This is a genomic window from Phormidium sp. CCY1219 (assembly GCF_035615515.1).
Lineage (GTDB): Bacteria > Cyanobacteriota > Cyanobacteriia > Cyanobacteriales > Laspinemataceae > CCY1219.
Window position 1 is genome coordinate 20096 of sequence record NZ_JAJENT010000743.1, and the last position, 8621, is coordinate 28716.

The following is an 8621-nucleotide window of genomic DNA, read 5'->3' on the forward strand; positions in this document are numbered from 1 at the left end:
GGGTCAGGGATTCCGGACAAAAGTAATGTTGACAATTTAGAATTACCGATTAACAATTGCTTATCAGTGGAATGGCGTGGCGATCGCCCTGCCATTTTTTTGGGCTTAAGGGTTGACAAATTTGGTGATTTGTGGTAATAGACTGGCGCATCTGGGAAAATCGGCGATCGGTTTCGGATCCGATCGAGTGCCCTGTAGGGGGCAGTGTAGTTCGAGAGGGCAACTGCGCTATCCTGAGCTTAGAAGCCATTCAATGCTGACTCAGGAGAGAAAAATTATGACTTGGCGAGGTTCCACCAGTGTTGCCGATCGGATTTTTGCCTGCTTACCGTACCTGCTGCCATTAATTGCAGCCCTGCAATTTGGCCGATTTCTGTTTCAACAGTTTCCGATATTGCAACTGATGTTAGTTCCCCTATTGCCGGTGCTACAGCTTTATAGCGTACTCGGACCATTTGGCGGACTGATTATCTTTTTCGTGCTGTTGTTTGCGGTAGTCAGAAACGAGAACATCAGTCACTTTATCCGGTTTAATACCATGCAGGCCATCTTGTTAGACATTATATTAATCGTCTCGGGTTTGGTGGTGAATTTGTTAACTAAAGGGGTTCAAGTGTCCTTAGTAGGAGAGACCCTTTATAACATGCTGTTTTTGGGAACCTTAGCGGCGGTGATTTATTCCGTGGTGCAGTCGGTGATGGGGCGTTATGCGGAGATTCCCACCATTTCCGATGCGGTTCACATGCAGGTGCGCTAACCACCAGCAGCGTGCTGCTGGTGGTGGTGGGGAGTTACTCCGTTGGGGAAGGTAAGCGCAGTTGTCGTTGCGCCACTGTATTTTCCAAACTGCCAATGCCTTCAATTTCCACGCGAACGCGATCGCCGATCTGTAGCGGTCCGATGCCCGGGGGGGTTCCCGTGAGCACCACATCCCCCGGGAGGAGAGTCATCACCTGAGAGATATAGGAGACGAGTACCTCTGGGGGGAAGACCATTTCATCGATCGCCGCCGACTGCACCGGGGAAGACTGGTCATTGAGAAACGTCTGCAATCTCGCGCCGGGACTGACTTCTCGTACCACCCAAGGGCCGAGGGGGCAAAACGTATCGAAGCCCTTAGCGCGGGTCCACTGACCGTCGCGCCGTTGTAAATCTCTGGCGGTGACATCATTGGCGATCGTGTAGCCCCAAATTTTCCCCGTTGCTTCTTCTGGCGAGCAATCCATAGCCCGTTCGCCAATTACCAGAGCCAATTCTCCCTCATAATCCACCCGCTGCGACTGAGGAGGATAGGCGATACGGTCTCCATCAGCGATCGCCGTGGTAGGAGGTTTGAGAAACAACAGGGGTTCCGAGGGAACCGGGGTTCCCATTTCCGCCGCATGGTCGGAATAATTTTTGCCCACGGCGACAATTTTCGACGGAACGCAGGGAGCCAAGAGCTTGTAACTCTCGGGTTCTAAAAAGCGATCGGTGGGTTGTCCTTTTAGCCAAGGAGGCGCATCCAGGAGTTGAACGCCTCGCGAGAGTTGAAGTAAACCATAGTAAATCCGTCCTTCTGGGTTTTGGATTCGGACGTAGCGCTGTGCCATAACGTTGATTTATGCCCTCTTGTCGATAGTTGGTTTGCGGCTCTTGTCGCCTGAGTGGCTGAGATTGTTAAAGTTCACAGTTGCGGGCACCCTATCAATCGGAAAATGGTATCGCGTGACCGTGTAAAAAAAATCTAATTTTGTCATCAAACTTAAAAAAATCGCCCACAGTACGGTTAACTGTTCTCCCCGAGGGATTGTCTCCTGGGGGAAGTCCCTCGGGCATCCCCCAGGAGACAATCTAGCCGCCAACGGTTACGCCAAGGGGCAACTGCCGATCGCGAGCCGAGAGCGGGGGTGAATTTTGGCTGGTAGAGTTTCCAACTCTGCTAAAAACTGATATCATGGAAAATTGTGCGTAAAATTATGCCGAAACCGAACGCCATCACCCTTGCTACTGAAGCCTTGTTTCTTCTGCGCTCGGGCGAGTCAAGCCGCACAAAGGCGGTGAAAACGAAGACTCGCGAAGCTTTCCGGTTCGGTTTGACCAGAAGAAGCCACACAGTCCAAAAGGAGATACAACAGGATGCGGTACGTTTACGAAACCATGTACATTTTGCGCCCGGATCTTGGAGAAGAAACCACAGAGCGGGCGATCGAGAAATATCAAAGTTTATTGCAAGAAAACGGCGTCGAGACCATCGAGACCCAGCATCGGGGCAAGCGTCGTCTCGCCTATGAAATTGGCAAACATCGCGAAGGCATTTACATTCAAATGAACTATGAATGCGATGGTAGCCAAATTGCCGGTCTAGAGCGCGCCATGCGGATGAGTGATGATGTCATTCGCTATCTGACCATCAAACAACCGATTCGCGAACCCAAAGAAGCTCCCGAAGAACAACCGGTAGAAGCATAAACTATCAGATTTGTCAAGGGGGGAAAAGGCAAAATTTGCCCCGAGAAAGGGACTGGATAAAGGGCGAAAGCGAACGGCGATCGCCTTCCACTCAAGAGCTGCGATCGCGTCGGGAAAGCAGCCTTCCACATCCAACCTTTCGGCGGCTCAACCATTTTTTTTCCCAATCACTTGACCTGCAATCCGGTGATGAGCGAAAATAGAAAACTTGCTCTCTATCTCTTGCTCGGATCGGGTTAAACCATGAAAAAGCTGGGAAAAAACCAGCTACCTGTACGGCAACTCTCATCAATCCCCAATTATATGAGCACTTACGCAATCATCGAAACTTGTGGCAAGCAAATGCGCGTAGAACCCGGTCGGTTCTACGACTTAGATCGGCTGCCGGTGGAAGAGGATGAAACCTTCTCCTTTGAAAGCGTCTTGTTAATCAACAACGACGGCAACATTCAGGTGGGTCAACCCTTTGTAGAAGGTGCCACCGTGGAAGCCAAGGTAATGCGACACATGCGCGGACGCAAAGTCATCGTGTACAAGATGCAGCCGAAAAAGAAAACCCGCAAAAAGCGCGGGCATCGGCAAGAACTGACCCGGGTGACGATCTTCTCGATCGGCATGAACGGATCCCCCATTGCCACGGCAGGAGAATCCACCGCCGCTCCCGCGACCGCAGACAGTGAAGCGGCAGCAGAAACCAGCGAAACTGCGGCAGAATAGAATAATAGGGGGGAAACACTCCAGACAAGGAGAGGGGATCGGCAGTCTGCTTCTGCGAATCGGCGATCGGCCTTCCCCATCCCCCAACGCAAAGCAATTGTCAATACCATTGAGGAACTATGGCTCATAAGAAAGGAACAGGCAGTACGCGCAACGGTCGCGACTCGAATGCCCAGCGTCTAGGCGTCAAGCGCTTTGGCGGTCAAGTGGTGAGAGCTGGCAACATTTTGATTCGTCAGCGCGGCACCAAATTTCACCCCGGAACCAACGTGGGACGCGGAAGTGACGATACTCTCTTTGCCTTGGTTGATGGCATCGTCACCTTTGAACGAAAAGGCAAGCGCGGCAAAAAAGTCAGCGTGTACCCCAACGGTGCAGCAGAAACCGCGACCGCTCAAGCATAACCCTTTGGCCGCTCCGATGTTTGGCCATTGATTTTCATCTTTTCAAGGGTGGGCAATGCCCACCCTTTGCTATTTTTTTCTATTTACAGCTTGATTGTTTTGCGACTTCAATTCTGGGTCGCCCCGAGTTCAATGCTGGGTAGAGACGGGATAAGAGCGCGTCTAGACAAGGGTTCGCGCACCGACCCAATGCAGTCTCGCATTTCATCCGATGAGATGTAACAGAACGTAACGGTTATTGTGAAGTTAGTAGCCCCTAACCGTCATAGACTAAAACAGAATACGTTTGAGGGTTAACAGTTAAAGCTATGTTTCCAACTCATCGCCCGCGCCGCTTGCGTCAACACCCCAAATTGCGTCAGATGGTGCGTGAAACCATCGTCACCGCCAACGATTTAATTTATCCTCTATTTGCCGTACCTGGGGAAGCGATCGCCCAAGAAGTGAAATCCATGCCCGGAGTCTACCAACTGTCGGTGGATAAAATCGTTGAAGAAGCCAAACAAGTGTACGACCTAGGCATTCCGGCGATTATCCTCTTTGGGATTCCGGAGAATAAAGACACCGAAGCCACTGGTGCTTGGCATGACTGTGGCATCGTCCAAAAAGCCACCACCGCCGTCAAGGAAGCGGTACCAGAACTGCTGGTTATGGTGGATACTTGCCTGTGCGAATACACCACTCACGGACACTGCGGCTATCTGGAGGTGGGGGACTTAACCGGGCGAGTGCTCAACGATCCCACCTTGGAGTTGCTGGGAAAAACTGCCGTTTCGCAAGCCAAAGCCGGGGCTGATGTGATTGCACCTTCAGGAATGATGGATGGTTTCGTGCAAGCCATTCGCTCGGCGTTGGATAAAGCGGATTTCCAGCATATTCCGATTATGTCTTATGCGGCCAAATATGCGTCTGCGTATTATGGACCATTCCGGGATGCGGCGGAGTCTGCCCCGCAGTTTGGCGATCGCCGCACCTATCAGATGGATCCGGGCAACAGCCGCGAAGCGCTCAAAGAAATCGAGCTCGACATTGCCGAGGGTGCGGATATGCTGATGGTCAAACCCGCTTTGGCATATATGGATATCATTGCGCGGGTCAAGGATGCCACCCATTTGCCGGTAGCGGCTTATAACGTTTCTGGGGAATATTCGATGGTGAAAGCCGCAGCCCTCAACGGTTGGATCGATGAAGAAAAAGTGGTGATGGAAACCTTAACCGCCTTTAAACGGTCTGGCGCTGACTTGATTTTGACTTACCACGCCAAAGATGCGGCGCGCTGGCTGCAAAACTAATTTTATCCGCTGAAGCAAATGTGGCAGTTGTGACAAGCCACCGGGAATGCATAGCCCCACCAGAGGGGACTTATGCTGACAGAGTGTTTGTTACCCACGCAGAAGCCATAGCCAATTGCCCCACCCCCACTGGGTGTGGGTTTTTTATTATGCCTGCCCTTGGGGATCTGTTCCATCCGCGATCCCCAGTTTACCGAGGACCGATGACCACCTCACCCTCATCGGAGTTAGGTGGGCGATCGCCATCCACGGCGAGACCCCAGGTGCCAGAAGGCGAACAAAAAATAGGAAATTGCGAAAATCTTGCTGTGCTAGAACAGAGGCGAGTTCGAGGGTTTTGGCGGTGAAAATGTCAAGAAATTTAGATATAAATTTGCCGGAGTTCTGCTAGTATATGAAATTACAAAGTCATTGATTATAAGCTTTAAACTATCCCTGATTTCGAGTAGGAGCAGCAGAGTAGACGAAGCGAAATAATTCAAGCACTTTGCCGGGATAACGCAGCCAAGAGCCTGCCAAAACCGCAGCTCTACGAAGAATTCAGACCTCGAGAAGAATACCTTGCCAAAGAGAAACGACGGCATCTGTGTTGGATGACAGATAGAGATTATGGGCAATAATCTGCGAAAAGCATTCATCCAGATGAAGTGACACAAAGGTGACAAATGTCACCGCAATTTGAAGAAATTAGAGTGCCATCAAATTAGGAGAAAAAAGGGTAAAGATGGATTGCAGTCATATTAGATTTAGCGATCGCAAATCGGAAGTCGAGCCGAACAAACTCAAATTGCTATTTGAAATCACGGCATTTTGGGCAAAGGATAGAAGCCTAGAGGATTTAGCCATTGCGATCGCCAACAGCGAACCGGTGATTAGCTGCTGGGATGGAGAGCGCCTGATCGGGTGTGCCCGGGCCACATCAGACGGCATTTACCGAGCCACGATTTGGGACGTAGTGATTCACCCGGAGTATCAAGGAGTGGGACTGGGGCGCAAATTAGTCGAAACCCTGTTGAGCCACCCGCACATGAATCGGGTGGAGAGAATTTACCTAATGACCACCTACCAGCAGAAATTTTACCAGCGGATTGGCTTCGAGACCAATACCACCACCACAATGGTATTGCATCAGAACCACTCCTTTACGCCTAAGATTGCGACGCGGGAAACGCCTGTGGAAGCGAGCATTGAAGTCGGGTAAACTGCATAGATTCTTCTGAATCAGTCTCCTCCAGGTTTGGGGGAGACTCGATAATTTCCAGACGTCCTTGCATCAGTTCCAAGAGCGTCTGATTCATCATCAAAATGGTTCCGGGAGACAGCTGAGGATTTTCATCCGGTTTGCTCGGAGTGGGTGGAGGCGATCGCAGTAAATCCGTAGGTTCTGTAAAAGTATCCGCAGGAAGAGGCAAATCCACCCAGATGCAAATGCGATCGCCACCTTCACCGTTGTTCGATTCAGCACTCCCAGGGGATTGGGCAGACAGGTGAATGCTCTCGAGGGTAGAAGGAGTAATGGCCATATCGATAAAATTAACCAGAACTTGGATCAGGCACCGCTGGTCCGCGCTGACATAAAGATTCGGGTCGGGTTTGACCACCTTGAGGGAGATATTGCGATTGGCGGCTTGCACTTCACTCAAATATTGCACTTCTTCAAACAGTTCAGCCAATTGAAGCGGTTCCATCTCGAGCGGATTGCGACCCTCCTCGACGCGAGAGACATCCACAATGCGATCGAGCATGTCCATCATTTTCTGCACCGAGGTATTGGCTTGACGTAAAAACTCGCGTTCCTCCGCCTCATCTTCACACAAATCGCTCAAAATTAATTGATGGGCACCGATCAAACCATTCAGGGGCGATCGCAACTCGTGGGAGATGCGAGAGAGAAACCCCGCTTTAAACTGGCACATTTGGCTAGCCAGTTGATAGTCGAGTTGAGTTTGGTGTAACTGGTTCACCACCTCCGACAGGTTCGCGGTATTTTCTGTCGATTCGGTGCCATGAGAATTGTGGTGGGCGCTGTTTTTGCCCACCGCCCAACGCGCGCTGACAAACCCGATCCCCAATCCGACTCCCAAATACACCCAATTGCTCCAGTCCATCATTGGCTCCCTGCCTCACGCACTCAACACTTACAATTTAATTGCGCCCTGACGCAGGATTTCCCAGCGGTTGCCCGTCCATTTTGCCACGGTAGAAGGAACGCCGCTGGCATTCGGTCGGGGTAGAGATTCATCAACCTGTAGAGTCAGCACCTCTGGAAATTGCGCCTCAATGTCTGCCATCGATCGCAACGGGGGCTGACCGCTGCGGTTAGCGCTGGTGGTGGCGAGTGGCTGGGTTTGGGCGAGAATTTGGCGGGCGATCGCCAGATCTGGCACCCGGATCCCCAAAGTGGTTGGATCCAGGGGATTCATCTCCCGAGGAACGGCAGAGGATGCGGGTAGCACCAGGGTTAGCGCCCCGGGCCAGTGTTTCGAGGCCACCTCCTGCCACACCTGGAATTCTTCTGGGGTGCCGGTTACATAGGGCCACAGGTCTTCAGCGGTTGCCCCCATTAAAATCAACGGTTTATCTCGACGGCGCTGTTTGGCCAAAAAGATTAATTCCGCCGCATCGGGACGCGCCGCTAACGCCGGAACGGTATCGGTGGGAAAACTGACTAGCTGCCCTTTTCGGGCACTGGAAATCAGCGCATCGATTGAAACTGCGGTCATGTTAAAAATTTACAGCCATTCTGTGACCAGAAAAATTCTCATTTAACGCGATAAGCGCGGGCAAAGCGTTCGATGCCTGCTAAATCTGAGAATATCTCAATTTGGCAATAACTGCCTTGTTGTTGCAGTAACTCGGTGACGGCGGGGGCTTGTCCGGCCATCATTTCAAACAGTAACACGCCGCCCGATCGCAGATAATCCGGGGCGGTGGCGACAATATGGCGAATGCAATCCAATCCATCCGGGCCGCCATCGAGGGCGAGATGCGGTTCGTGTTGGGCTACTTCGGGTTGCAATTCCCCCACCATGTGACTGGGAATGTAGGGCGGATTGGAAACGATGCCACTGAGTTGCCCTTCCCAGGGTGCGAGGGGTTTGAACCAGTCCCCGAGATGGAAAGCGATGCGATCGCCCAATCCCAGGTTCCGGGCATTGCGCGAGGCGATATCCAGGGCAGCTTGCGATCGCTCAATGGCATGAATCTGGGCGCGAGTGAAGCTTTCCGCCAATCCGACGGCGATCGCACCGCTTCCGGTGCCCAAATCGGCCCAAAGTCCGCAGTCTAACGGCGGGGAAACGGCGATCGGGGGATTTTTGCCAGCGGCGAGGCTCAACTCTATCAAATACTCGGTTTCCGGACGGGGAATCAACACCGCCGGGGTGACGGCTAACTGAAAATTGCGCCAAGGCGTCACCCCGACGAGATACTGAACTGGCACTTTTTCCTCGAGCCGTTGCTGCCACAATTGTCTGAGTTTTGCCCAAGGGAGCGTCAGTGGAATTTGCGATCGCCCTTTAAACGAGTGCAAGCGCAATGCCAATTTATCCAGATCGCTTACTGCTTGCAGCAACCAGTCTAGTTCGTTGGGGGGGATGCCAACAGCAATAGCAGCGACGCAAGCTTCCTCGCGCCACTGCCATAATTCCAATCCGGAAACCCAGTGTGCTGGCGAACCGTTTGTCATCGAAAATTAGGGGTTGGTAAGGGGGGCGAATGGAAACCCCTGTCATTTATGTATGGGGAGGAATTCGCC

General features: G+C 52.0%; 10 protein-coding genes. 6 read left to right on the forward strand and 4 right to left on the reverse strand.

Translation table 11 applies throughout. The annotated features are described in order from the left end of the window. Nucleotides 1-277: 277 nt before the first annotated feature. Nucleotides 278-757, forward strand: coding sequence for a Tic20 family protein (locus LKK83_RS22590; RefSeq protein ID WP_324633632.1), 480 nt, complete (start codon nucleotides 278-280; stop codon nucleotides 755-757). Nucleotides 758-791: 34 nt separating this feature from the next. Here LKK83_RS22590 and LKK83_RS22595 read toward each other — a convergent pair whose 3' ends face one another. Then, on the reverse strand, nucleotides 792-1592 hold the full coding sequence (locus LKK83_RS22595) for a fumarylacetoacetate hydrolase family protein (RefSeq protein ID WP_324633634.1): 801 nt from the start codon (nucleotides 1590-1592) through the stop codon (nucleotides 792-794). 526 nt (nucleotides 1593-2118) lie between these two features. On the opposite strand from LKK83_RS22595, the gene rpsF reads away from it, so the two are divergent. From rpsF to LKK83_RS22620, 5 genes are all read left to right on the forward strand, one after another. Beyond that, nucleotides 2119-2451 carry a 30S ribosomal protein S6 gene (gene rpsF / locus LKK83_RS22600; RefSeq protein WP_324633636.1) on the forward strand — a complete coding sequence of 111 codons (333 nt, stop codon included), beginning with the start codon at nucleotides 2119-2121 and terminating at the stop codon, nucleotides 2449-2451. A gap of 303 nt (nucleotides 2452-2754) precedes the next feature. Further along, complete coding sequence (rplU, locus tag LKK83_RS22605) at nucleotides 2755-3168, forward strand: 50S ribosomal protein L21 (protein WP_324633637.1); 414 nt, start codon at nucleotides 2755-2757, stop codon at nucleotides 3166-3168. A gap of 119 nt (nucleotides 3169-3287) precedes the next feature. Continuing rightward, nucleotides 3288-3572: a 50S ribosomal protein L27 gene (gene rpmA, locus LKK83_RS22610; RefSeq protein WP_324633638.1), complete on the forward strand. Its 285-nt coding sequence runs from the start codon at nucleotides 3288-3290 to the stop codon at nucleotides 3570-3572. Between the two features lie 308 nt (nucleotides 3573-3880). Then, nucleotides 3881-4864, forward strand: coding sequence for a porphobilinogen synthase (gene hemB, locus LKK83_RS22615; RefSeq protein WP_324633639.1), 984 nt, complete (start codon nucleotides 3881-3883; stop codon nucleotides 4862-4864). Between the two features lie 724 nt (nucleotides 4865-5588). After that, nucleotides 5589-6065 (forward strand): GNAT family N-acetyltransferase, encoded by a 477-nt coding sequence (locus LKK83_RS22620; RefSeq protein WP_324633641.1) that lies wholly within the window; start codon nucleotides 5589-5591, stop codon nucleotides 6063-6065. Here LKK83_RS22620 and LKK83_RS22625 read toward each other — a convergent pair. The 3 genes from LKK83_RS22625 to prmC are packed head-to-tail and all read right to left on the reverse strand — an operon-like array spanning nucleotide 6013 to nucleotide 8552. Next, entirely contained in the window at nucleotides 6013-6975 is a 963-nt protein-coding gene (locus tag LKK83_RS22625; RefSeq protein ID WP_324633643.1) for a sensor histidine kinase, read from the reverse strand. The genes LKK83_RS22620 and LKK83_RS22625 overlap by 53 nt on opposite strands. 27 nt (nucleotides 6976-7002) lie before the next feature. After that, a complete protein-coding gene (locus tag LKK83_RS22630) occupies nucleotides 7003-7587 on the reverse strand; it encodes an L-threonylcarbamoyladenylate synthase (RefSeq protein WP_324633644.1) in 585 nt (194 codons plus the stop codon). 38 nt (nucleotides 7588-7625) lie between these two features. Beyond that, nucleotides 7626-8552, reverse strand: a complete 927-nt coding sequence (prmC, locus tag LKK83_RS22635; protein ID WP_324633645.1) for a peptide chain release factor N(5)-glutamine methyltransferase — start codon at nucleotides 8550-8552, stop codon at nucleotides 7626-7628. Between the last annotated feature and the right edge of the window lie 69 nt (nucleotides 8553-8621).

Bases quoted from the DNA above. Each gene is read 5' to 3' on its own strand.
- LKK83_RS22590 (WP_324633632.1), top strand. From the start codon at position 278: ATGACTTGGCGAGGTTCCACCAGTGTTGCCGATCGGATTTTTGCCTGC.
- LKK83_RS22595 (WP_324633634.1), bottom strand. From the start codon at position 1,592: ATGGCACAGCGCTACGTCCGAATCCAAAACCCAGAAGGACGGATTTAC.
- rpsF (WP_324633636.1), top strand. From the start codon at position 2,119: ATGCGGTACGTTTACGAAACCATGTACATTTTGCGCCCGGATCTTGGA.
- rplU (WP_324633637.1), top strand. From the start codon at position 2,755: ATGAGCACTTACGCAATCATCGAAACTTGTGGCAAGCAAATGCGCGTA.
- rpmA (WP_324633638.1), top strand. From the start codon at position 3,288: ATGGCTCATAAGAAAGGAACAGGCAGTACGCGCAACGGTCGCGACTCG.
- hemB (WP_324633639.1), top strand. From the start codon at position 3,881: ATGTTTCCAACTCATCGCCCGCGCCGCTTGCGTCAACACCCCAAATTG.
- LKK83_RS22620 (WP_324633641.1), top strand. From the start codon at position 5,589: ATGGATTGCAGTCATATTAGATTTAGCGATCGCAAATCGGAAGTCGAG.
- LKK83_RS22625 (WP_324633643.1), bottom strand. From the start codon at position 6,975: ATGATGGACTGGAGCAATTGGGTGTATTTGGGAGTCGGATTGGGGATC.
- LKK83_RS22630 (WP_324633644.1), bottom strand. From the start codon at position 7,587: ATGACCGCAGTTTCAATCGATGCGCTGATTTCCAGTGCCCGAAAAGGG.
- prmC (WP_324633645.1), bottom strand. From the start codon at position 8,552: ATGACAAACGGTTCGCCAGCACACTGGGTTTCCGGATTGGAATTATGG.